This window comes from Rouxiella badensis, assembly GCF_002093665.1.
GTDB lineage: Bacteria > Pseudomonadota > Gammaproteobacteria > Enterobacterales > Enterobacteriaceae > Rouxiella > Rouxiella badensis.
Map to the genome: position 1 here is coordinate 17,280 of NZ_MRWE01000043.1, position 24,331 is coordinate 41,610.

The 24,331-nt window shown below is 51.6% G+C and carries 22 protein-coding genes; 13 read left to right on the forward strand and 9 right to left on the reverse strand.

The features are described 5' to 3' along the window. Window positions 1-4: 4 nt before the first annotated feature. The 7 genes from BS640_RS19660 (at window position 5) to BS640_RS19690 (ending at window position 7,774) form a co-directional block, all read left to right on the forward strand. Window positions 5-1,132, forward strand: coding sequence for a baseplate J/gp47 family protein (locus tag BS640_RS19660; RefSeq protein WP_084913193.1), 1,128 nt, complete (start codon window positions 5-7; stop codon window positions 1,130-1,132). After that, window positions 1,133-1,876 (forward strand): hypothetical protein, encoded by a 744-nt coding sequence (locus BS640_RS19665; protein ID WP_084913194.1) that lies wholly within the window; start codon window positions 1,133-1,135, stop codon window positions 1,874-1,876. A gap of 57 nt (window positions 1,877-1,933) precedes the next feature. Beyond that, a complete protein-coding gene (locus tag BS640_RS19670) occupies window positions 1,934-3,850 on the forward strand; it encodes a hypothetical protein (protein ID WP_084913195.1) in 1,917 nt (638 codons plus the stop codon). Beyond that, window positions 3,850-4,305 (forward strand): hypothetical protein, encoded by a 456-nt coding sequence (locus tag BS640_RS19675; RefSeq protein ID WP_084913196.1) that lies wholly within the window; start codon window positions 3,850-3,852, stop codon window positions 4,303-4,305. The genes BS640_RS19670 and BS640_RS19675 overlap by 1 nt, the downstream gene beginning before the upstream one ends. A gap of 15 nt (window positions 4,306-4,320) precedes the next feature. Next, a complete protein-coding gene (locus BS640_RS19680; RefSeq protein WP_084913197.1) occupies window positions 4,321-4,749 on the forward strand; it encodes a hypothetical protein in 429 nt (142 codons plus the stop codon). A gap of 81 nt (window positions 4,750-4,830) precedes the next feature. Further along, window positions 4,831-6,441 (forward strand): glycine-rich domain-containing protein, encoded by a 1,611-nt coding sequence (locus tag BS640_RS19685; protein WP_084913198.1) that lies wholly within the window; start codon window positions 4,831-4,833, stop codon window positions 6,439-6,441. 40 nt (window positions 6,442-6,481) lie between these two features. After that, on the forward strand, window positions 6,482-7,774 hold the full coding sequence (locus BS640_RS19690) for a gp53-like domain-containing protein (protein WP_084913199.1): 1,293 nt from the start codon (window positions 6,482-6,484) through the stop codon (window positions 7,772-7,774). Between the two features lie 276 nt (window positions 7,775-8,050). On the opposite strand, the gene BS640_RS19695 is transcribed toward BS640_RS19690, so the two are convergent. From BS640_RS19695 to BS640_RS19700, 3 genes are all read right to left on the reverse strand, one after another. Then, entirely contained in the window at window positions 8,051-8,242 is a 192-nt protein-coding gene (locus BS640_RS19695) for a hypothetical protein (RefSeq protein WP_084913200.1), read from the reverse strand. A gap of 201 nt (window positions 8,243-8,443) precedes the next feature. After that, the gene (locus BS640_RS22320) at window positions 8,444-8,575 is read right to left on the reverse strand and encodes a hypothetical protein (protein ID WP_017490980.1); all 132 of its coding nucleotides are present in this window, start codon (window positions 8,573-8,575) and stop codon (window positions 8,444-8,446) included. A 228-nt stretch (window positions 8,576-8,803) separates the two neighbouring features. Then, window positions 8,804-9,691 carry a LysR family transcriptional regulator gene (locus BS640_RS19700; protein WP_206600944.1) on the reverse strand — a complete coding sequence of 296 codons (888 nt, stop codon included), beginning with the start codon at window positions 9,689-9,691 and terminating at the stop codon, window positions 8,804-8,806. 98 nt (window positions 9,692-9,789) lie between these two features. Here BS640_RS19700 and BS640_RS19705 point away from each other — a divergent pair, with 98 nt between their 5' ends. After that, on the forward strand, window positions 9,790-10,386 hold the full coding sequence (locus BS640_RS19705; RefSeq protein WP_084913202.1) for a short chain dehydrogenase: 597 nt from the start codon (window positions 9,790-9,792) through the stop codon (window positions 10,384-10,386). 67 nt (window positions 10,387-10,453) lie between these two features. On the opposite strand, the gene dsbB is transcribed toward BS640_RS19705, so the two are convergent. Next, window positions 10,454-10,984 (reverse strand): disulfide bond formation protein DsbB, encoded by a 531-nt coding sequence (dsbB, locus tag BS640_RS19710; protein ID WP_017490983.1) that lies wholly within the window; start codon window positions 10,982-10,984, stop codon window positions 10,454-10,456. 340 nt (window positions 10,985-11,324) lie between these two features. Here dsbB and fadR point away from each other — a divergent pair, with 340 nt between their 5' ends. Further along, window positions 11,325-12,044 (forward strand): fatty acid metabolism transcriptional regulator FadR, encoded by a 720-nt coding sequence (gene fadR / locus BS640_RS19715; protein WP_017490984.1) that lies wholly within the window; start codon window positions 11,325-11,327, stop codon window positions 12,042-12,044. A gap of 78 nt (window positions 12,045-12,122) precedes the next feature. Here fadR and BS640_RS19720 read toward each other — a convergent pair whose 3' ends face one another. Continuing rightward, entirely contained in the window at window positions 12,123-13,658 is a 1,536-nt protein-coding gene (locus BS640_RS19720; RefSeq protein WP_017490985.1) for a SpoVR family protein, read from the reverse strand. A 239-nt stretch (window positions 13,659-13,897) separates the two neighbouring features. Beyond that, window positions 13,898-15,421: an MFS transporter gene (locus BS640_RS19725; RefSeq protein WP_084913203.1), complete on the reverse strand. Its 1,524-nt coding sequence runs from the start codon at window positions 15,419-15,421 to the stop codon at window positions 13,898-13,900. Between the two features lie 114 nt (window positions 15,422-15,535). Here BS640_RS19725 and BS640_RS19730 point away from each other — a divergent pair, with 114 nt between their 5' ends. From BS640_RS19730 to dadX, 3 genes are all read left to right on the forward strand, one after another. Next, a complete protein-coding gene (locus BS640_RS19730) occupies window positions 15,536-16,504 on the forward strand; it encodes a helix-turn-helix domain-containing protein (protein WP_017490987.1) in 969 nt (322 codons plus the stop codon). A 429-nt stretch (window positions 16,505-16,933) separates the two neighbouring features. Beyond that, complete coding sequence (locus BS640_RS19735; protein WP_017490989.1) at window positions 16,934-18,232, forward strand: D-amino acid dehydrogenase; 1,299 nt, start codon at window positions 16,934-16,936, stop codon at window positions 18,230-18,232. Between the two features lie 94 nt (window positions 18,233-18,326). Further along, on the forward strand, window positions 18,327-19,397 hold the full coding sequence (gene dadX / locus BS640_RS19740; RefSeq protein ID WP_017490990.1) for a catabolic alanine racemase DadX: 1,071 nt from the start codon (window positions 18,327-18,329) through the stop codon (window positions 19,395-19,397). A 26-nt stretch (window positions 19,398-19,423) separates the two neighbouring features. Here the strand turns inward: dadX and BS640_RS19745 are convergent, their stop codons facing one another. Together BS640_RS19745 and nadE are read right to left on the reverse strand one after the other, a co-directional pair. After that, window positions 19,424-20,617 (reverse strand): multidrug effflux MFS transporter, encoded by a 1,194-nt coding sequence (locus BS640_RS19745; RefSeq protein WP_084913206.1) that lies wholly within the window; start codon window positions 20,615-20,617, stop codon window positions 19,424-19,426. 153 nt (window positions 20,618-20,770) lie between these two features. Continuing rightward, entirely contained in the window at window positions 20,771-21,595 is an 825-nt protein-coding gene (nadE, locus tag BS640_RS19750; RefSeq protein ID WP_084913204.1) for an ammonia-dependent NAD(+) synthetase, read from the reverse strand. Window positions 21,596-22,083: 488 nt separating this feature from the next. On the opposite strand from nadE, the gene BS640_RS19755 reads away from it, so the two are divergent. Continuing rightward, on the forward strand, window positions 22,084-22,848 hold the full coding sequence (locus tag BS640_RS19755; protein ID WP_017490993.1) for a DUF481 domain-containing protein: 765 nt from the start codon (window positions 22,084-22,086) through the stop codon (window positions 22,846-22,848). A gap of 896 nt (window positions 22,849-23,744) precedes the next feature. Here the strand turns inward: BS640_RS19755 and BS640_RS22015 are convergent. After that, window positions 23,745-24,089 carry an MFS transporter gene (locus tag BS640_RS22015; RefSeq protein ID WP_139802848.1) on the reverse strand — a complete coding sequence of 115 codons (345 nt, stop codon included), beginning with the start codon at window positions 24,087-24,089 and terminating at the stop codon, window positions 23,745-23,747. Window positions 24,090-24,331 lie beyond the last annotated feature (242 nt).

Consider the following 24,331-nt stretch of genomic DNA (forward strand, 5'->3'; position numbering starts at 1 on the left):
TCCCGTGGCTCTCAATATAAAAACATTCGCAACGCTGGTTAGCGATCAGGTGACCGCTTTACAGGGCGCCGCCGCCGGGCTGGTGGATACCGCTATCGGCAGCATTCTTCGCTCCATCTTGGAATCCAACTCGGCGGTGGCGATATGGATACAGCAACTTATCGTGAATCTTCTGGTCACCACTCGGGCGGCAACCAGCTCTGGCGATGACCTCGACAGTTGGATGGCCGATTTCAGTTTCACTCGTCTTGCGGCCACTGCGGCAACCGGGCAGGTGGTTTTCAGCCGCTTTACGGCGACTAATCAGGCGGTGATTCCCGTGGGCACTCAGGTGTCGACCACCGACGGCTCACAGGCTTATTTGGTCACCACCGATACCACCAATGCCGCGTATGACCCGACGCTGGCCGGCTACCTGATAGCCGCTGGCGTCACTTCAGTGCGCGTGCCGGTACAGGCGGTGACGGCAGGGGCGGCGGGGAATGCGCTGGAAGGTACGATCACCGTGATCTCCGGCTCCGTTCAGTACGTCGATACCGTCACTAACCCGGTGACCTTTGGCACTGGTGAGGACGCCGAGTCTGACACCGATTTTCGCGCCCGCTTCGTGCTGTGGATAGCCTCACTCTCTAAATCTACGCTGTCTGCAATCGGCTACGCGCTGTCGAGTATGCAAAACGGTGTGACCTACACCCTGACCGAAAATCAGACTTACAGTGGCCTGTCCCAGCCTGGCTATTTTTATGCCGTGGTGGACGACGGAAGCGGTGCCCCGTCAAGTACATTTCTGGGGCAGGCATACAGCGCTATCGATGCGGTGAGGGGGTTTACGGTCACGTTTGGGGTTTTTGCACCGGCACGGGTGACGGCAAACATCGCCATGACGATTACCTTGAGTGCGCCCGCCGTGCGCGCCGAGGTGGTCGCGTTGGTGGATGCCGCGCTAGAGGCTTACGTTGCCGGATTAGCGCTGGGTCAAACGCTTCCCTTCACCCAACTTGCCACCATTGCCTACGGCGCAAGCCCGTATGTGACCAACGTTACCGGTGTCATGCTGAACGGAAGTTTGGCCGATGACTTAACAGCAACCGCCAGTCAGGTTATCCGCGCTGGCACAATTTCGGTGAGCTAAATGGCGACTGGCGACTCTCAAGATATGTTAGGCCGCCTCAAGGCGCTCATTCCGCCGACGTGGTACGGGGACGACAACCCGATAAGAGACGCGATCCTGACCGGCTGTGCATCGGCGCTTTCCTGGTGTTACTCGCTTTACCTGTACGCCAAACTGCAGACTCGAATCAATACGGCGACTGACGGCTGGCTTGATATCGCGGCCTATGATTTTTTCGGTAAAAATCTGCCCCGTTCTGCAGGCCAGTCTGACGATCTTTTTCGCAACACTATTCGCACCAACCTGTTTCGCGAACGCGGAACGCGCCAGTCTATCATCAAGGTCCTCGAGGATTTGACCGGCAAAACGCCCGATATTTTCGAACCCTCGCGACCTCAGGATACCGGTGCCTATAGGGGAGCGAGTCTCGGTTATGGACTGGCGGGCGGATACGGTTCGATTTTGATTCCCTATCAGGCGTTTGTTACCGCGTATCGGCCAGACGGCGCAGGTATCCCCTTTGTTGCGGGTTACAGCGCGGTCTCGGCTGGATACAGCGATGCCTCACGCGGTGAGTATGCTTCGACGGGAATGATTAGCGGCCTGATAACCGATACGCAGATTTACGAGGCGATCGCCTCGGTAAAAATGGAAGGCACGCTGGTGTGGGTCAAAATACTCTCACACCGTGCCGACGATTACTCACAACTAGGGATAGACTTTATTACCGGTGAGTCATCACTGCTCGAGTATGCGCAATGGTAGCGCCTCCGGTCGTAACACCTTCCCTGAATACCTCTTTCCTTCCATTGGAGAAGCACAATGGCATTTATTGATGGTCAACTTCTTACTGCGGCTCAATTAAACGATTTAGCCAACAAGTCCGACCTGGACTCGGCAATCGAAGCCAAGATTGATGAGATAAACGGCTATAACCTAAGCGCCGCCCAGTCGGCAGACGCGGCGGCCTCGAACAGTGCCTCTGCACAAAGCGCGGTGGCACTTGCCCAACAGGCCGCGGCCGAGGCGCTGGCCGCAGAGGACGTATTGAGAAGCGAACTGGCGGCACCGGCCGGAGCCGGCCTTTCAGGCTACCAGATAGGCCAGACGTATGGGGCTAATACCGTCGGAACAAAGCTCAATCGCAGAATCGACATTGAGGATTTTGCCGATGAAAACTCGGAAGCCGGAGACTGGACAATCGCCATTCAGGCGGCCATAAACCAGTCACTAATTGATGGCAGCGACGTCTACGGACGGGGTAACTACACCATTTCGAATACGCTGAAAATTGCCGGTTTTGCTTCCCAGGGATTAAATTTATACCTCAATTCATTGAGCGTTAACTCGGCATTCCCGAAATGCGATAGCTTCTGGGACAGCCCAACGCCGATGATCCTAATTGGTGATGGCGGCGCAAACGTCACGGGATTAAATATCACCATCGGTACTTTGCACGGCGGTATTTATAATGCTTCAAGCGGTGACATTGAATATATTGCCGACGGTATTAAACCTAACGGCAATGGTTTTGCCCTGTCACATTTTCACATTGGATACGCGCTTTACTGTTACGCCGTTATTCGTACTGGTGACCAGCTTACGCCGAATGCCTCGATGTGGATTACCGGAGATTTCTGGACGCAAAACTATCTTGGCGTATTGATGAAAACCGGTACGGGCAGCGGTGCGCCGATCGTCGAAGGGTGGAAGTTCTTCGTTAAATTTATCGCCGCCAACAACTATGGCGGTATCTGGTTCCTCAACTCCGGGCAATACGCTCAGGTGAACGGAGACTTTGACTTCAATGGCGGCTGGCTGGGCATTCTGCATCTTTCTGATACCACTTACGTCAGCGAGCTGGTCGGAAATGCCGGTGAAATGCTGACTGACGGCACGACTCAACTGGCCTTTATGGCTCACTACACTTATCAGGGATCAAATTACGTCATCGTGGCTGCCGATCGGCCTATGTCAGACTACGGTGGCGGCACAGGAACCTTTCCATGGGCTGCGGGAAGCACGATCACCAGCGTAAAAGCCAGTGATATCGCCATTAAGTTCGACAAAGCGATGCTTGCGGGAGACAACGCGTCATCTAACAACTTCATCGATATCATCCACGATTTCCAGTACACCGCGTTCGGTAAAATTCAGGTAGTAGCTGGTTATCTGGCGGGTGTTTATGGTGGGTTACTTCACAGCTCGGTATTTCTTTACCAGAACTCGTTCGACGGCGTTACCCAAATCGTTGACGGCATGGCGGTAAGCAACTCCGGAACGACGCTGTCCTTTTATAACAAAACGGTATCCGATTCACCTTACTCCAACATAACCGCTGACTTCGTCAACTTCGAGAAAAGGCTTTATCTCAAAGATCATACAACAATCGGCATCAACACCTATATTGCCGTTCCTCGCGCCACCAGTGCGGATGACTTCACGACTATTCTGCCGCTTACAGATACCTCCACGGATAAATACGGTGAGGAAGGTTCTAAGTGGCACGTCGAGATAATCTCTAACTACTCCGGCTGTGGCGGTTCACACGACGTCTACATATGGGGAGTCGGAAATGCCAGGGTGACTAACCAGCAGCAGCTCGGCTATGCCTACGAATGGCGCTATATGCAACAGGCGAATGCGGACGGTACGGCGATTAGTGGCATCAACCTGCAAATCCGCCAGGATTCGCAGGACGTGATTAAATTTTCAGTCAATATGACGAGGATAGGATAATGGCAGATACAGTGACTCCCACCATTGCGGCATCGTCGAAAGACGTTTTTAATGCTAGCGGTACTGCGACCAGCACAACCACTTTGCAATCAATCTACCAGGTTCCTGTCTATGTTAATGTCCCGATGCTTAATGCCATGGGCGTTGAAATCAACGGAGGTGATTATGCTCCGATCTGGGATATGCTCAGCATCGGTGGGCGAATTACCCAGGACCCTAATGCGGATCAAAAGGTGGGGCCGGGCGTTCTTGCCGAGATGACTATTTCAGCCATAGATACGACCATTGATACCTCGGGCGAAACCGCCGCTGTTAAAGCGATTTATGCCAATCAGAAAATTATAGCCGATAATTTAACGGCAATCGTTCAGGCTATTAATGCCCACCGTGATAATTATTCTATTCTCCTTCAATATATGATCAACTATAAATTATTGAATCCTGCATCCTCTTAATAAGGAGTTTTATCTATGGCTTTAACCGGTTCCATCACCATTAATTCCCAAAGCTTGCCAGATGCCTATGTCGTCGTGAGCTCAATTACCTTAGAGGGAACAATGGCGCAAGCAATGTTTTCGCTTTATGCCACAGTAGGGGCATATATAGCGGGCGCATTACCTATTATCACTTACCCTGGCTATATTCCTTACTCAATGAGTCAGGTCCCTTTAGATGTGGTAGAAACCTCTACCTATGTAGCAGGGTTATTCCCCGGTTTTACGCGCGTGACAACCGCCGATAAGACTTCAGTGAGTAGCGTAACCACTGACAGAGCAGCAATTCTGGCTGCTGCGCAAGCCTCGGCAGCTGCGGCAACCAGCAGTTCAGCGTCAACGTCTACCGCAACGAATACGGCAACGAGTGATACCTCAGGCACCACAGTGAGTGCATCCAGTTAATTTTCCGCAGCCTGTTAATCCTCTCTCCTTATATATTTTTTCCTGAAGCCTAAATCATGCTTATTTCTTTATGGAGTTAAAATGGATCGTCAAATTGTCTATCCTGGTGCAATTCCGCTTGAAACAGATTTGTTAAATACTAATAAATATGCCCTGATAGGTTTGGCTAAACTCTCAGCATCAATTATGGGGGAGGCTACCTATCTCAGAGGTCTGGAATGTACGCCAACCAATCCGGCCTCAATGACAATAAATATTGCAAAAGGTGAAATATATAGCCTGCAAAACACTGATGGAACGGCATATTCATCCCTCGCGGCAGATACCACTAATTCTATTCTAAAGCAGGGTATTATTCTTTCCTCTACCGCATTGACTTTATCGGCACCGACTGTTGCGGGTCAGTCGATTAATTATTTAGTTCAGGTGGCTTACAGCGATAAGGATTCTGGGGCTACAGTCCTACCTTATTACAACACTACGGATCCGACGGCTGCCTATAGTGGGCCAGCAGGGTCAAGTGCGACGCAAAATACGGTCAGGTCAGGCATTTGCACCGTAGGTTTGAAGCAGGGTGTCGCGGCGGTGACGGGGACTCAGTCCACGCCCGCGGCAGATGAAGGATACACTGCCGCTTGGGTTATTACCGTGGTGCAAGGTGCTACGGCGATTACTGCTGCCAACATCGGCGTTTCGCCAAACGCGCCGTTCCTTCCGGCCAACGGCCTGGTTGATGGAGGGCAGAAAAAGACCCTGACGCACGCCGTCGATTTCGGCTCGACCAATGCCTATGCGGCCAACTACATGCCTGCCATCACCTCGTTAACCGACGGCATGGAGCTTACCTTCAAGGCAAAGACCAGCAATACGTCCAGTGCAAAACTTGCGGTTAATTCTCATTCCGCCTTTCCGTTGTTAAATATCGCTGGCGCAACGCTGAGCGGAGGGGAAATCCTCTCCGGCGGTTTCGCCACCGTGAAGTGGAATGCGGGTCTGAGTGCATGGATGCTTATCAATTCGACAGGCGTAGGTGCCGCTCTGACTAACCTCGGACTGGGGTCTACAACCCTTAAAGGCGGCCTGGTGGGTACGCCTAGAATCTTCACGGCCAGCGCGACCTACACGCCAACACCGGGAACCCGACTGGTCAAACTTACGCTGACTGGCGGTGGCGGCGGTGGCGCGGGCGCAAAAGCTACGGCAACCTCACAGTCCTTCTCCGGCGGCGGCGGCGGCGCTGGCGCAACCGTGATTGCCTACTTCACGCTGACGGGCGTGAGTACGTATGCCATTACGGTCGGCGCAGGAGGCGCGGGGGCTAGCAATACGTCTGCCACTTCTGGCGGAATCACTTCATTTGCCGGTTTATATACGGCCGCGGGTGGGCAGGGGGCACAGTTTGGGTCCGCGACTAGCGCAGCAGGAGGCGCGGGCGGTACAGCATCCGGCGGCCTGATCAACATTAATGGCGGATATGGCAGTGACGGTCAGTCTGGAACTTTCCTGTTAACCGGAAGCGGCGGCAACTCTTACTGGGGCGGAGGCGGGCGTGCAGCTAACGCCACCGCGGGCGTTACCGGAATGGCCTATGGTTCAGGTGGTGGCGGTGTTTATGATAGCGGCTTAACCGGGACTGCCTTCACCGGAGGTGCGGGCAAGTCTGGCATCGCCGTCATTGAAGAATACGCGTAAAGGCTACTGCGATTTATCAATAATAAAATTGGAGAACTCAATGGATCGCCAGATAGTTTATCCAGGCGCAGTTCCGCTTGATACCGATCTGCTTCACACCAATAAGTATGCCATGATTGGCCTCGCCAAACTCTCGGCAGCACTTATGGGAGCGTCGACTTACCTTCGTGGTCTGGAATGTACGCCCACCACGCCGACCTCAATGACAGTCAATGTGGCGAAGGGCGAAATCTACAGCCTGCAAAATGTTGATGGAACGGCCTACTCCTCACTCGAAGCCGACACCAGTAATACTATTTTAAAACAAGGCCTTCTTCTTTCCTCTACGTCGTTCACGCTGGCCGCACCGTCAGGCAACGGGCAATCGATAAATTATCTTCTGCAGGTCGCCTACAGTGACAGCGATTCAGGGGCAACGGTATTACCTTACTACAATGCCGCCAACCCGGCTGTCGCCTACAGTGGGCCAGGAGGCAACGGGGCGGCGCAAAATACGGTCAGGGCCGGGCTATGTAGCGTCGCGCTTAAGACCGGTGTTGCTGCGACGACCGGCACCCAAACAACACCAGCAGCAGATACCGGATATACAGCAGCATGGGTCATTACCGTGGCTCAGGGCACCACAACACTGACTGCCGCCAATATTTCGGCGACGGCGACGGCGCCATTCCTGCCAGCGTCGGGTCTGATAGCCGCTCTACAGCAATGCACCATGACCTATGCAATTGATAAGGGCGCGGCGAATGTTTACACCGCCTCCTTTACTCCAGCGTTGCCCACGCTGGTGGACGGGATGCGCTTGACTTTCAAGGCGAAAACCGCCAACACCGCCAGTTCTACCTTTGCGGCAAATGGTGGTACAGCCTACCCGATTTATTCGCAGCTTCACTTGGCCTTGCAGGGAGGGGAGATAGTCGCCAACGGACTTATCGAAATCGAATGGAATAGCTCGTTAAATGCCTGGATACTTTGTGGCAATAGCGGCGGGGCGTTGCCGGTAGTTGCGGGCACGAAATCAAACCATGCGGTTAACCTTGGACAATTCACCAGCGGGACAGGCTCAACAAAATTACCTGATGGGACTATTATTAACTGGGGGCGAGGCACAGGTGTTACGACATCTGCAGGAGTGAGTATTTCGTTCCAAATCCCATTCTCAAACTCGTCGTCTTATTCCGTATCGGGCCAATCAGCATCGGGTCCAGGCTCAGTAAGCTGTATTCACGCCAGCTCATTCACTGCAAATGGCTGTAATATTTCGGTCACTACCTCCAATGGAAGCTCTACTGTTTATTGGGCTGATCCCTTCACCTGGATTGCCATTGGCCGCTAGTTTGATGAAGAGCCCTCACTCGGGGGTTCTTTGCTTTTCATTCCTCCTCATTCAGCGCGTACTCCCTGCAAATTTGCCGCATAAATTCTCCCTTTCTGACTTACTTCCCGATTTTTATACTCCGATATCAGAATTTTATTTACATCTTTTCAAAGACAGTGCTGTTGAAGCCTAATACTCAGACCCCATTGAGCGGTCATCAGGCATGAATAAAAAAACCCACCGGAAGGTGGGTTTTTATTTTATACATAAACTTAATGATGTAGAGACAGGTTGTTAGAGGCCTACTCTGAAAGGTTTTTTCGACTTTTTAGCCGCTTCAATAGGATCTGCTGCTGCTAGCCATTCTTCGAATCGCAAATAAGCTTCGATAAATTTAACAAAATAGCCAACGTCGGTCATTTGTTCAGCTTGGCTATCCATATATTTGGACGCAAGTTTGAACGCATCATCGTTATCTAATTTCATGGATTTTCTCTTGAGTTATTGAATGCGTAAGAAACATTCAGCATAAAGCTTACTCAATCTTAACAGTGGGTCAAGTAATTCTAATAAAGTTATACAAATCAAAGATAGTGATAATAAAAAACCCATCAAATGATGGGTTTTAGCCAATGGTACATCCATGTACGTTATAAGCTACGCTGTGCTTTATAACGTTAAATGAGCTTATGGTCCGCGATGGTAGTAGCCACCACCGCCGTGATAGCCGTGGTCATGGTGATAATAGCCAGGCCAGATACAGCCGTTTAGCGAAACAACGACTGCAAGAATGCTAAGCATCTTTAATGTATTTTTCATGCCTTACCTCCATTTCTTTAATAAGGTAAGTATCCGGCAGTTTCCGGATTTAATCTATCAACCTTATCCTAAAAAAATAAGAATAAAAAAAGCCCACCAAGGAGACGGGCAGAAATAATATCTAAAATTTACACACATAGGCTAATGATAGCGGTTGTGATCATATCCTCGCGTTATTATCGCCAGTGTAGGAATTGTGTAAGCGTTCATCAAAGACACGAGATTAATTCATGCCATTGCAGGAGGCCCAAATTCAGTGATCCAGCTTATAAAGCTGCGATGTTTGGCGCTAAAGTGCAGGTCTTGTGGCCAAATGAGGTGAATGGGCCGTGGCGCAGGTAAACAGTCGGCCAGGAGAGGTTTAAGCCTTCCCGCCGCAATGTCTTCAGCTAAAAGCAGGCGAGGCTGAAAAATCAACCCAGTACCGCTTAGTGCAGACTGCCGCAGTGCTTGCCCATCGTTGCAGCTGAACGTCGCACTCGCCGGCCATATTAAGGCGTCTCCGCTGCGCCAGGCGTTGCGTTTGTTCCAGTTGCTATAGCGCAGGCAGCGATGAGAGGCTAATTCCTCAAGGCTTCGTGGTTCGCCGTATTGTGCGAGATAAGCCGGTGAGCCCGCGATAGTCATCTGATAGTCTCCCAGACGCAGGGCAACATGAGGCGTGTCGATCGGCAAATCGCCGATACGGAAAGCGAAGTCAAACCCCTCGGCAATGATATCAACGAAACGCTCGCTGAGGTCGATCTCAATCACAACGTCAGGAAAGCTCAACTGAAACTCGCTACAGAGTCTGGCGATGGCACAACTCCCCAGCGTTGTCGACGCGGATATCCGCAGGCTTCCGGCCGGAAAGCGTCTCAGACTGGCAATACGGCTTTCCGCACTGCGCAGGGCAGTGAGTACATGCAAACTCTCTTCGTACCAGGCCTTACCGGCCTGCGTTAGCGTCTGTCGGCGCGTATTGCGTTTTAGCAAACTGGCCTGCAAATGGGTTTCCATTTGCGCCACCATTTTGCCGACCATTACCGAGGAGATATCGAGCCTTTTGGCCGCTTCGCTAAAATTGCCCGTCTCAACGATCGCCACAAACACTTCCATCCAACGTATCTTATTCATGATTACTAACTTTTAGTTATTAATGTGTAAATTATTTGCGCATTTTTCTCCTGATTGCAACGTGTCAGTATGAAATCTCATTCAAAGAGGAGAATACGATGAAAGTGATGATAATTGGTGCCAGCGGCATTATTGGACGTGCAGTGGCAGAAAATCTCGAAAAGGATCATGAAATTATTCGTGTCGGCAAAAGCCGTGGCGATCTGCTGGTTGACCTGACCGAGGAGTCAAGCGTGAAGGCGCTGTTTGAACGCAGCGGTAAAGTTGATGCGATTATCGCTACCATGGGCAGCGTTCATTTTGGACCCTTGGCGGAGATGACCGCAGAGCAATTTAACCAGGGTTTACAGAACAAGCTGTTGGGGCAGGTCAGGCTGGTGTTAATAGGTAAAGAACATCTTAATGCGGGCGGTTCATTTACCTTAACTACCGGCATTTTGACGCATCAGCCCATTCGTACCGGTGTGAATGCGACGGCGGTCAATGCGGCGCTGGAGGGATTTGTGCTTGCCGCCGCGAATGAACTTGCAGGCCTGCGTATTAATGCGGTTAGCCCAACCGTGGTGACCGAGGCGCTGGATAAATATGCGCCGTTTTTCCCAGGATTTGAAAGTGCGTCTGCGAGCCGGGTTGCGCTGGCCTATCGGCGAAGCGTTGACGGAATTGATAACGGGAAAGTATTCCGCGTCTGGTAACTTGCCGTAAACGAAAAAGGCCTCTCAACGGAGAAGCCTTTTACGCAATCGGGTATGGCCTGACCTATCAGCGCGCGAAAAGCTCGCGACGTCGGGTTTTTACGAACTGGGCAATCACAACCAGAACGGCTATCAGCATAAACACGCCGAAGACGCCGACTAACCACTGTGGCATGCTCAAGTTGAACAAAGTCCAGGATCGCTCTGCGCAGTCACCGGTGGCAACAAAGACGCTTGGCAGCCATTTATCCAGCGGTAACCCACTCGGGAAACGGGCCGCAAAGTCGCAGGTCGCAAAAGGTGACGGGTGGAGTTGGATCATGGTGTGCTCCCACGACAGGCGGATACCTTCCCAGGCGCTGTAAATCCAAATCAATATTGCGCCATAGCGCAGCCAAGTTTTCGGGGCAATTGCGCCCACCAGGCCTGCACCCATAATGCCGAACAGTGCGCAGCGCTCATAAATGCACATTACACAAGGTTTTAGCAACATAACGTGTTGGAAATAGAGCGCAACCAACTCGAGGACTAACGCGGTCAGTGCCATTAAGAGCCATGCGCCGCGCCCCTGCGAGCATCGGTTAAGATATTGCAACATAGGTTTATTTTCCATGCAGTAAGCTATCGACTGGCAGTGTAAACCAAAATATCCCAAGTGCCAGCAGGTTAAGGAAAAATTCCGCCAAAAAGAGCATTTAAGTCGACAATCTGGCGATTTTTATTAATATGAATCTAACCTGTGAAACAGTGCTTAAACATGACTAAAATAGCGATGAAGCATCTTAATGATTGAAAATACATAAAATTGCAAAGGCATGCACATTTTCAACATATCGACTAAACAGACGCTATAACCTGTGATTTTCATCTGGTATGATGAGCCGAATTATAACTTCTGATTAGGCAGCTTGTAGAAGCTGTAACGGAAAGCCACAAACATGGTTATTAAGGCACAGAGTCCTGCCGGTTTTGCCGAAGAATATATTATTGAAAGTATTTGGAACAGTCGATTTCCGCCGGGGTCTATTTTGCCAGCAGAAAGAGAGCTCTCTGAACTGATTGGCGTGACCCGTACCACCCTGCGTGAAGTGTTGCAGCGTCTGGCGCGTGACGGATGGTTGACTATCCAGCACGGTAAGCCGACCAAGGTAAACAACTTCTGGGAAACGTCCGGTCTTAATATTCTCGAAACGCTCGCCCGCCTGGATCACGAGAGCGTCCCGCAGCTCATCGACAACCTCCTCTCCGTGCGTACCAACATTGCGACTATTTTTATCCGCAAAGCGATGCGTTCGAACCCAGAAGAGACTCAAAAAGTTCTGGCCAAGGCCGAGGTTGCCGACGACACCTCAGAAGCCTTCACCGAACTCGATTACGGCATCTTCCGCGGTTTGGCCTTTGCCTCCGGCAACCCGATTTATGGGCTGATTATCAATGGCCTGCGTGGGCTTTATACTCGCGTAGGACGTTATTATTTCTCTAATCCAGAAGCACGTAAGTTGGCGGTCGATTTTTACAAGACGCTGTCAAACATCTGTGAAGAGAAGCAGTTTGATCGCATCGTTGACTGCGTACGCAGTTACGGTAAAAACAGTGGCGCTATTTGGCACAGCATGCAAAGTGGCGTACCTCACGACCTGACCGATCAGCGTCGTTGAGAGAATAAGCACTGATTAAACATTCAAAAGTAACAATAAAAAAGGGCGCCTCGGCGCCCTTTTTCAATGGAGCAACGCTTAAAGAGCGGAAGGGCGCGGCGGGCAGCGTTCGAGCATTTCGATGCTACCATCCTCGTTCAACTGCTCCATGTAGACGTCGAAGCCCCAGAGGCGGTGAATGTGTTTCATTACCTCACGGCGGCTCTTGTCCAACGGGGCTCGGTCTTGCGGAATGTAGCGCAGCGTCAGCGAGCGGTCACCGCGTAGGTCAACGTTCCACACCTGGATGTTCGGCTCATGGTTACTCAGGTTGTACTGCGCAGACAGCTCCTGACGGATGGCCCGATAACCCGCCTCGTTGTGTATTGAGGAGATCTCAAGATAGTTGTTGTGATCGTCATCCAATACCGTAAACAAACGGAAATCGCGCATCACTTTCGGTGATAAAAACTGGCTGATAAAGCTTTCGTCCTTGAAGTCGCGCATCGCAAAATGCAGCGTCTCCAGCCAGTCGGAACCGGCGATGTCCGGGAACCAGTATTTGTCTTCTTCCGTCGGCGACTGGCAGATGCGCTTGATGTCCTGGAACATGGCGAAACCCAGCGCGTAAGGGTTGATTCCGCTGTAATACGGGCTGTTGTACGGCGGCTGGAACACCACGTTGGTGTGGCTGTGCAAGAACTCGAGGATAAAGCGGTCGCTCACTTTCCCTTCATCGTACAGATGATTAAGGATGGTGTAGTGCCAGAACGTCGCCCAGCCTTCATTCATGACCTGCGTCTGTTTCTGCGGATAAAAATACTGGCTGATTTTACGCACGATACGCAAAATCTCGCGCTGCCACGGTTCCAGAAGTGGCGCATTTTTTTCCATAAAGTACAGCAGGTTTTCCTGTGGTTCGGAAGGGAAGCGACGGACCTGCTCCGGCGCATCCTCTTTGTCGCGGCGCGGCAGCGTCTTCCACAGTGTGTTTACCTGACTTTGCAGATAGGCTTCACGGCTTTGCTGACGTGCGGTCTCTTCTGCCAAAGAAATTTTTTGAGGGCGTTTATAGCGGTCAACGCCGTAATTCATCAGCGCATGGCAGGAGTCAAGCAGGCGCTCGACTTCTTCTACGCCATAGCGCTCCTCGCACTGGCTGATGTAGCGCCGTGCAAAGATAAGGTAGTCGACGATTGAGCTAGCGTCGGTCCAACTGCGGAACAGATAGTTGTTTTTAAAGAAGGAGTTATGCCCATAGCAGGCATGTGCCATCACCAACGCCTGCATGGTGATGGTATTTTCTTCCATCAGATAGGCGATACAAGGATTGGAGTTAATCACAATCTCGTAGGCCAGGCCCTGTTGGCCATGTTTGTAGCGCTGCTCGGTTTCGATAAATTTCTTACCGAACGACCAGTGCGTGTAGTTAATAGGCATGCCGACGCTGGAGTAGGCATCCATCATCTGCTCGGAGGTGATTATCTCGATTTGATGCGGGTAGGTTTCCAGCCGATAACTCTTGGCAACCCGGTCAATCTCTTCCAGATAAACCTGAAGTAATTCAAACGTCCAGTCTGGTCCATCACTCAAACGTTTGTCTTCAGTTTTGTGTTCCTGGGTCTTTGTCGTCATCAGCGCACCCTCAGTCAGTTACGGACGCAACATAGTTTGAGAAAATATGCATCCACTGCTAATCGTAGTTCAATCTTAACCGTGCATCATGTTTTTCAAGACAATTTTACTGCGTTAACGATTTAATGATTGTTTCCGGGGCCACAGAGGGCGCGAATATTCGTCCCTCTGTTTCAATTAATAAGCCTTCCGCGATAGGGTGTCAATCACCCTGCGCACCTTCTATCCATAAACATCTTTTATAATTTCGAGGGGGCGACACAAATCGGTGTGCGGCTGCGCGAGGCGAAGACAAGATGGCTCGCCAGCGCCAGCAGACAAACCCCCAGCGCGCCATACAACAGGACGTTGCTAAAGCCTGCGGTAAGCGCCTCGCGTGCCAGCGCCGTTGAGACGAATGGCGTGTCTGGCGCGCCCGCGAGCTGCTCGCCGCCAGCAATACGCTCCGCCAGCGTTTGCCAGTGTGCAGCATCGAGCCGAGCGGGCAACTTATCACGCAAATAATGACCGATGCCGGCAACCAGAAGACTGCCCATAACCGCGATATTGATGGCCAAGGTTATCAATCGCGCACTCATGTCCATCCCTGACGCCATCCCCGCGCGACTGACCGGTAGTGAGCCGGTAGTGGTGTGCGTGACGGGTGTATTGGTCAGTCCGAGCGCGGCACCGGCCAGCAGGGCACCGGGCAGTAATCCGAACGCCTGGCTGATGCCGACTCTCATCAGCAGAAACCCGATGCCGATGCCGAATAAGCCTGCGGGAATAATTCTGGCGGCACCAAAGCGATGAACGAGTCGTGCTGCAACCGGCGGCATCAGCAGCGTGGGCAGGGTATAGGCAAGCAGGTATCCGCCCGCCGAGATAATGTCAAAGCCAAGCACGCTCTGGTAATAGAGAGGCAGGTAAATCATAAAGGGCCAAAAGCTGAAGTTCATGCCGGCCGAGCCCAATAATGCGCCAAAGAAAGAACGGTTCTTAAAAACCGAAAAATCAAACATCGGATGCGGGTGACGCCGTTCAATGATGACAAAGATAATGGCGCAAAGTAGCGCACCGCCGAGAATGCTTAGGGCGTTTAAGCTGCTATAACCCATCTGCCCGCCCTGAGTAATATAGAAGGTAGCGCCCAGCACTGTAAGTGACAGCGTCACGAGTCCGCCGACGTCCAGCTTTTTATCCTCCGTGTCACGCGACTCGAGCACATTGCTGCGAGCCAGTAACCAGGTTAGCATCGCAATAAAAACGTGTACCAGAAAGACCCACTGCCAGCTGGCCTGCGTCACGATAATCCCACCAATCATAGGGCCAAATCCCAGACCAAAGCCAAACACCATTCCCCAGGCGGTAAAGGCGCGGCTGCGGGCTTTACCCTCGGTAAACTGCGACGAGAGGATGGCAATCAGGCAAATCAGCATCGCACCGCCGCTTAACCCCTGAAGAAACCGACCCACTATCATCACCGAGGCCGTTTGTGCGACGCCGCACATTAATGAAGTGACGCCGAAGCCGAAAATACTGATAAGAAAAAGTCGTTTACGTCCGAAGCGGTCCGCTAGCGTGCCGGTCGCCATCAGTACCGTGGTGCAGGCGAGAGTATAAGCATTCATGATCCATTGCAGTTGGGCAAAGCTGGCCCCTATCTGCTTTTCCAGAATTGGCAGGATGACCGGTACGCTGGATATCTCGAGTCCGCTCATCATGGCTGCGAGGCATACGGCGGTTAATGCCAATCTGTTTTTTGTGGTCGGGGAAACGGCCATAAGAAAGTCCTATGTCACTTTAGAGGCAGCCAGCATGAAAGATCTGCTCCGCGCTGGAAATATGCGCCCGTGCCATATATCGTCAATATTATGCCAACTTAAAGAGTGTGATTTATGCCAACTTTTTCAGGCGCGCCTGCGTTGAATCGACGCCTGGTGCTTCTCGCTTATGAATGCCTTTGTACCTTCGAGTTTGGTACCGCCGTCGAAGCCTTTGGCCGTGCTGATGAGGTCACCGGCGAACCGCTGTATGAGATGGTGGTGGCCTCGGTCGAAAGCGGAATTTTTAGCGCGCAGGGTGGGATTCGCCTCGTCGTCGACGGCGGATTAGAGCTGCTCGACGGCGCGGGCACGATTGTTATTCCTGGTTGGCGCAGTATTGATGAACCGCCATCGCCGCAGCTGATTACCGCGCTGCAACGTGCCCATGCAAACGGCTCGCGGATAGTGTCAATTTGCGCGGGCAGTTTTGTGTTGGCAGAGGCGGGATTACTTGACGGAAAACGCGCCACCGCACACTGGAATAGCACCGAAGCACTGGCTCGCCGCTATCCGAAAATTCAGGTCAGTCATGGCGTTATCTACGTCGATGAGGGCAGCATTATTACCTCTTCGGGCGGTGCCGCAGGCGTTGATTTATGTCTGCACGTCATTCGACGTGATTTCGGGGCCGAGGTCGCAAATCGCGCGGCGCGCAGGATGGTGACCTCGACGCACCGTGAGGGCGAACAGGCGCAGTATCTTGCACAGCCGGTCACCGCGCGGCAGGGTAAAAGTCTCTCTCCGTTGCTCGACAGATTACGCGCAACGCTCGACAGGCCGCTGGCTATTGCCGAGCTGGCCAGCGAAGCGGGAATGAGTCGCCGCACCTTTCTTCGTCGTTTTCAGGAGTCTACCGGTACCAGTCCGGGCGAGTGGATGCTGGGGATCAGGCTGCAAAATGCCTGTCGATTGCTTGAAAATCCGACGTTGAGCATTGAGCACGTTGCCGAGCAGTCTGGTTTTGGTTCAGCGGAAACGTTACGTCATCATTTCAGGCGGCGTTTAGGGACCACGCCAAGCGAATTTCGCCGGCAAGCCTAGGCGAGAGTTTGTCAGGCTGTGCCGTGTTAGCAGAGTATTAGAATTATAATTCTCCAAAGCGACAAAGCCACGTTAGTCGAGGCTAAAACAGAGAATCTTCCTTTGCTGGTTTTTATTGGAGTAATATTCTGATTTTACCCCAAAAATGCAGTGTTAATGCCTGTTTATTGGGGCGGTGTTTCTGGCTCAGAGTTGAGTGATAGCAATGATAGCATTGCTATCAAAATCCGTTTAATTTCTCCCAATCAGCATGAGATGTTGCGTTATATCGTTATTTAATCGCCCCTATTGAAAAGTTATTCAGTTTCAACGATAAATGTTTGTGAAATTCTTCACAATTCTGGCGGTGAAAGTTGGTATCTTGCCGCTGTCAGGTTAACTTCTGCGCCAGAATATTATGCTTTATATGGCGTCAAACTGGAGTCGAGTATGCGAGTGGTGATTTTAGGCAGTGGTGTAGTGGGTGTCGCCAGTGCGTGGTATCTGGCAAAGGCCGGGCATGAGGTGACGGTTATCGATCGTCAGGCCGGCCCGGCTGAAGAGACCAGCGCGGGTAATGCTGGACAGATCTCACCCGGCTATGCCGCGCCGTGGGCAGCTCCAGGCGTCCCGTTGAAGGCCGTTAAGTGGATGTTCCAGCGCCATGCCCCCTTGGCTATTCGCCTCGACGGCACCAGTAACCAGCTCAAATGGATGTGGCAAATGTTGCGCAACTGCGACATGCGCCACTACCAGACTAATAAAAGCCGCATGGTACGCATCGCCGAATACAGCCGTGACTGCCTGAAAGCGCTGCGCGAAGATACTGGCATTCAGTATGAAGGGCGTCAGGGGGGCACGCTGCAACTGTTCCGCACCGAGCAGCAGTTTGCCAGCGCCTATAAGGATATTGAGGTTCTCAAAGAGGCGGGCGTACCTTATGAGCTGCTGGAGTCAAGCCAGCTCGCCAATGCGGAACCGGCGCTAGCTCAGGTAGCTCACAAGCTGACCGGTGGACTGCGTTTGCCAAATGACGAAACCGGCGACTGCCAGATGTTTACCCGTCAGCTGGCCGACATGGCACGACAGGCCGGTGTGACCTTTGAATTCAACAAGAGCGTTGACCGCCTGCTGGTGGACAACGGTCAGATCTCCGGCGTGCTCTGCGGCACCGAAGTCGTCAAGGCCGACGCCTACGTCGTTGCTTTCGGCTCTTACTCAACCGCATTACTGGCAGATTTAGTGTCGATCCCGGTTTATCCGCTCAAGGGATATTCATTGACTATTCCCATCACCGACGAGGCGTCTGCACCGTTCTCCACCGTGCTGGATGAGACCTATAAAATTGCCATTACCCGCTTTGACCAGCGTATTCGCGTAGGCGGCATGGCCGAGATTGTTGGTTTCAACACCCAGCTGGCAAAGGCTCGCCGTGAGACGCTGGAGATGGTCGTTAAGGACCTTTATCCAAACGGTGGCAGAGTAGAAGACGCGACCTTCTGGACCGGCCTGCGTCCAATGACGCCAGACGGCACACCGATCGTTGGCAAGACTACCTTGAAAAACCTGTATCTGAACACGGGGCACGGCACTCTGGGCTGGACGATGGCCTGCGGTTCTGGCCAGCTACTTGCCGACATTATGTCTGGCGTGACGCCAGCTATCCCGTCTGACGACCTGTCGGTCGCGCGCTACAGCGCAGGATTTGTGCCACAGGCTGACACTCACAAGATGCACCCGGTCGGCTAATACGCCGGGAAATCCCTCAAAACGATAATAAAAGACGCAGATGCCCGCCTTCAACGAGCGGCGGGCATTAGTGAGGTTTACTCCAGGAGTTTTCATGCCACGCCCGATTTCTGCCACCCTGTCGATCTCCGCTTTAGATAATAACCTACAGGTGGTTCGTCGCCACGCGCCGCACAGCAAAGTCTGGTCGGTGGTAAAGGCCAACGCCTACGGGCACGGTATCGCCCGTATCTGGCAAAGTCTGCAAAGTACCGACGGCTTCGCGCTGCTCGACTTCAACGAGGCGGTGCTGCTGAGGGAGGCCGGTTGGCAGGGGCCTATTCTGCTGCTCGAAGGATTTTTCAACCCCGGCGATCTCAAGGAAATCGATCGCTACCGTCTGACTACGAGTGTTCACAGCCATTGGCAGTTGGCGGCATTGTCTACCTTTGAGGCCAGCAAGCCTGTCAATATTTATCTGAAGATCAACAGCGGCATGAACCGTCTGGGCTTTCACCCGAACGAGGCCGCTGATGTCTGGGGTCAGCTTCGCGCCATGCCACAGGTCGGTGAAATCACGCTTATGAGCCACTTCGCGACTGCCGACAGTCCCGAGGGGGTGAACTGGCAGGTGGATAATATAGAGAAAGGGACGCAGCAGATCCCCGGTCCCCGTTCGCTTGCCAACTCTGCCGCGACGCTATGGCACCCGCAGACCCATCACGACTGGGTGCGCCCGGGTATTATTCTCTACGGCGCGTCGCCGAGCGGTAGCGTGCAGGACATTGCCAATACGGGTCTTAAGCCCGTGATGCAGCTGCGCAGTGAGATTATCGCGGTGCAGGGACTGGTGGCGGGTGACCGCGTCGGATATAGCGGACGCTACCGCGCTGAGCGTGAACATCGCGTTGGCGTGGTGGCCTGCGGTTACGCCGATGGTTATCCACGTCATGCGCCGAGTGGGACACCGGTTAGGGTGGGCGGCGTGCAAACGGTGACGCTGGGGACGGTGTCGATGGACATGCTAGCGGTGGATTTGACGCCGTGCCCCGATGCGCAGATTGGTACCGGGGTTGAGTTGTGGGGCGATAACCTGCCGATTGATGACGTTGCCGCCTCGGCGGGAACGTTGGGATATGAGCTACTGACCGCGCTTGCGCCTCGCGTCCCGGTTATCGTGAAATAGACTGCCTGGTCCCTGAGGGCCAGTTATCATGAATGGGCGGTGAGGATTGTTTTAAGCTTTTTGCTGCGACGTTTCGCTGACCAGGCCAGCACGAAAGCCGTCAGCATGACCACGCCCAAGCAGGCCTTAGGCTGCATCGGTAAGGCCATTGCCAGCAGTCCGAGGCCCGCGCCGCCCGCCATCTGCACGAATCCTACCAATGCTGAAGCAATTCCCGCCTCGCTCGAATATGGCTCAAGCGCGTAGCTGGTCGCCGGGCCAATGACGAAAGCCAATCCGGTACAGGCGCTCGCTACGGGTAGCATATATACCCAGGTCTCCAGCTGAGTTTGTGCGGGCAAAAATGCGATACCGGTATACAGCGCCGTGCCGCCCAACAGCATAAATACGCCACCGGCCGCAAGACAAACGGGACGGCCAACCTTGCGGATAATACGGTTGGCGATGTAGCTCATGAGCATAATCCAGAAGCCGTTAGCGCCAAAGACCAGCGAAAATTGCAGCGGAGAGAGCCCGCCAGTGGTCATCAACACGTTTGGCGCAAGGGAAACGTAGGTCAGCGCCATGCCCATTGCCCCTGCGTTGACCAAAGCAAAGATAAGAAAGTTGCTGTCGCTAAGGATGCGCCAATACTGACGCAACGGCAGGCTGCCGACCTGTCGAGTATGCGCAGGGCGAGTTTCCGGCAGGAAGGCCAGCACCAGCAGCAGGGTTACGGTGGTATAGCCAAGCAGCGCCCAGAAAGGCGCGCGCCAGCCGTAATATTGGGCAATCAGCCCGCCGATTAACGGCGCGAGAGCGGGCACGATATTCAGGGTACCGTTGAGGAAACCAAAGGCGCGCGCGGCGTCATCGCCTGAAAGTCTGTCGCGCACGCTGCTGAACAGCACCACTGAGGTACAACAGACACCGAGACTCTGCACAACGCGGGAAGCCATAAACATCGCAGCGTTAACCGAGGTGGCGGCGACGCTGACGCCTATCATGTACAGCAAAATACCGGCAATCGCCATCGGGCGACGGCCGTAGCGGTCAACCAGCGGTCCGGCGAGCAGTTGCCCAAGGCCCAGCACCAGAATAAACAGCGAGATCGACGATTGAATGACGCTCTCGCTGCTGTCCAGTCCGCGGGAAATTGCTGGAATCGCAGGCAGATAGAGGTCGATACCCAAGGGGCCGAGCAAAACCAGAGTTAATAATAAGAAAAGGAATTTTTGCATTGCGTTGCGCGCATCCATTCTAAAAAAGGGTACAAGAGTAATGATTTCGTTACTAAATAGAAAGAGACGCGGTGAATGAGGTGTACTGAAAATTGGAAAATAATCAGGACACCGCTGGCGATGTCCCGAACGTATTGAGGTTATTGCAGGGGATTATTTCCAGAAGTCATCAAACACGGTCACCGGCGGTTGACGTTTGTGCTCGGTCCGCAGGTACCAGTTTTCGATAATTTTCGCATACTGTGGCTCGATGGTTTTGCCTTCAAGGTAGTCGTCAATCAGCTCATAAGTCACGCCGAGTGCGGCTTCATCGGGAAGAGCGGGGCGATTGTCTTCCAGATCGGCCGTCGGAGCCTTGGTGTAAAGATGCGCCGGGCAACCCAGATGCTTCAGCAATGCTTTACCCTGGCGCTTATTTAGGCGGAAGATAGGGTTGATATCGGTGCCACCGTCACCGTATTTGGTAAAGAATCCGGTGACAGCTTCGGCCGCATGATCAGTGCCGACCACCACGCCAGATTTCATACCGGCAATGCTGTACTGCGCTTTCATACGCTCGCGTGCTTTTTCATTACCTTTAATAAAGTCGCTTAACTCGATGCCAATATCACGTAACGTTGCCTCGCTTGCCAGCACGGCGTTTTTGATATTTACGGTTAACACACTGTCAGGCTTGATAAAATTGATAGCGTCGAGGCAGTCTGACTCGTCTGCCTGAACGCCATACGGCAGGCGTACGGCAATAAACTGATAGCCTGCATCCGGAGATTCGCTGCGTAATTCGTTAATTGCCGTTTGGCAAAGTTTGCCGGTAAGAGTAGAATCCTGCCCGCCGCTTATGCCAAGTACCAAAGACTTAATAAAAGGGTGAGCACGCAGGTAACTTTTTAGGAAATCGACGCTGACGCGAACTTCCTGCTCCACGTCGATTTGTGGTTTGACGTGCAGAGCCTGGATTATCTCTTGCTGAAGTGCCATGAACATTCCTCCTGAAGGCTGCCAGCGAAAACCGCGGCAAAGACTTATGTTTTAAAACATAGTTTAAAACTAACCCGCGCCGGAGAAAAGGACAAGGTTCGACGAGGGTTAGCAGGAAATTGCGAACGCAACAGCATTTTATCTGCGCTGTTGAGGGCGAGAAGGACAGTAGTGAAGATGCAGATCGAAGGGCGGAGTCAAACAACGCGTATTTCCTTCGCGTAACCGTTGAAAGTATGAAATCAACGAACCGAAGCGTAATGTTTTTGTATGTATATATTTCAGGAAATATACAACCCTAAGAATGCTCTAAAAAACCAGCGGTGGCAGGGATATTACTGGCTTGGTGTTGTATATTTGTTGACTTAGTAATATGCCAGAATGCTGAGCAGTAGAAACTGCAAAGGCATATATGCAAATGCAGTGATGGGCATAATTATTCCACTGGCTATTAGCCTTTATTCGCCTAAATCTATTGGGGAAACCAAATGTTTTTCAGGGTTGTTCGTCGTTTACCCGCTTGTGCCATCGTATGTGGTGCTGCGCTGTTTAGTGTTTCAAGTCTTGCTGATACTGATGTCTTCACCGCGTTAGATAACCCAGCCACCGCGAAGAAAAATTTCGACGGTAACGTTCAGGCCGGTTATAGCGCGCAAACGGGGAATAGCAGTAGCAATAACCTCAATGCCAATACCACTATGACCTGGTTCCAGCCTAATACGGCTTACAGTATTTGGGGCTCAGCGGTTAACACCTCTTCTTCAGGCGTTCGTTCTTCAGAAAAATATCAGGCGGGGGGGCGTACACGTTACAACCTTTCTGATGTGAACTACCTGTTTGGTCAGGCTAACTGGCTGACTGACCGTTTCAACGGTTATCACGCGCGTGATACTGCGACCCTGGGTTATGGTCGTCAGATCTGGAATGGCCCAGTTCATACCCTGAACCTTGAAGCCGGTCCGGGCGTTCGTCATGATGAATTCACCGCAGGTGGCAATACCACTAAAGCTATCGCCTATGCGTCTGGTACCTATTCATACCAGATAAGCGATACCGCGAAATTTAGCGAAGGTGTTTCTGTTTTAGCGGCAGACGATACGACCGTGAACTCCGAAACGGCGTTGTCAGTTGCTATTAACAAGGACTTCTCTCTGAAAGTGGCTTATGACGTGACTTACAACACCAAGCCGCCTTCAAGCGCGCCTAATAAAACCGACACCGTGACCTCAATTAACCTAGTCTACGGTCTGTAAGTTTCAGTTTTTAATGAAAAAGTCAGCCTCAGGGTTGGCTTTTTTTTTACCCTTCATTCTACTGTCCAAAAAAAAGCCCGCCATGGTGACGAGCTAAAAGAAAATCCAATATTTACACATACATGCTTAGATAGCACGTCTCTAAGGTAACACGGGGTAGAGCGGCGGAATGTCAGGATCCTGTAATCGAATTATTAAAAAACTGATTTTATCGTGTGGATGAATCACAGAGCACGGAGGGAAAGAACATGGATATGAGTGAGAGTACGGCATCACCTCGAGTCATTAAACCTTAATTCATATTGTTGGATATCAAAGTCTGTTAATTGCCCAGTATATAAATCATGGAGTATGAAGATAGCTAATATTGCACTCCTTTTGTGCAATATTTTAGGGGACAGAGTATTAGAAAAGAGGTTAACGGTTGGTTGATTATTAATCCATTCGGGATTTCAAACGCTAAATTATGAGATTTTCATCACCTTTTTTTAAATCCCCTCCATTTAGTGTCCTCTCACTTTTTAAGTATGAGATTTTCATCACTATTTTGATAACTATATTATGACAACATTTATTTAACGAGGCGTGATTAAGTTGTGAACAGGCAATAAGTGGGGGAAAGACTATGATGACTTACAATGAAAAGGTTTGGTTAGGGATATTTGCAGTGTGCACCTTGTTCTGGATGTCGCTGGCTGCCGCTGGCTTGTATGCCGCCATTCACTGAAAACGAATCTACCCCAAACAGCATAAGTAAGGAAAGGCAACACGACTAAGGACCTGCTAAGCATCCTGATGATAAAGCATAATGGGTTAACGCCATTAGTCATCAGTCTCAGCAGGTCACTTTCTCGAAAATTACAAGAAATCTTTAGCTAATGCCTAGGATTCTTTTTTTACCAGGGAATGGCTTTCTTTTTCCAGATGACATTGTCTTTATTTTTAATTTTGAAGTATAAAGCGGGAATAATCAGCGACGCCGCAATGGCGACGATGAACAGTAGCCCTTTAAGCGCAAAGTTGCTTGAGGCAGGATAAAAAGCAGAAAAAATGACCGCCCAAATCGCGACCAGCACAATTCTCAGGTAGCGTATTTTCCTTCTTTCTGAAGCACTCACGTGTCCCTTAACTCTTTCCGCACCGCATTGAATGCAGCGGTCTTGTTGTTTAACAAGTTCGCTTTCGCAAAAAGGACAATGATTTTTCTCTGGTGAAAAAGATTCGTTCGTCATGTTGTTCATAAAAGTTACCGCATTTATTAGTATAAGTACTCGGCATGAGTATTTCACAACCGCGGCATAGGATTTTGCTTAAACTTGAACGAAGTGGGTTCTATTCGTGCTTTTTTTTGATTTTTTATTATTTTAATCAATAGGTTGAGAAGTGGTGGTGATTTAGGTTTAGTCCTAAAAAGCAGCGGGCATGAGGCGTCTGAGATAAGCAATGAGCGTGGGGAGGCAACGCCATCCCCGTACCATCGAAG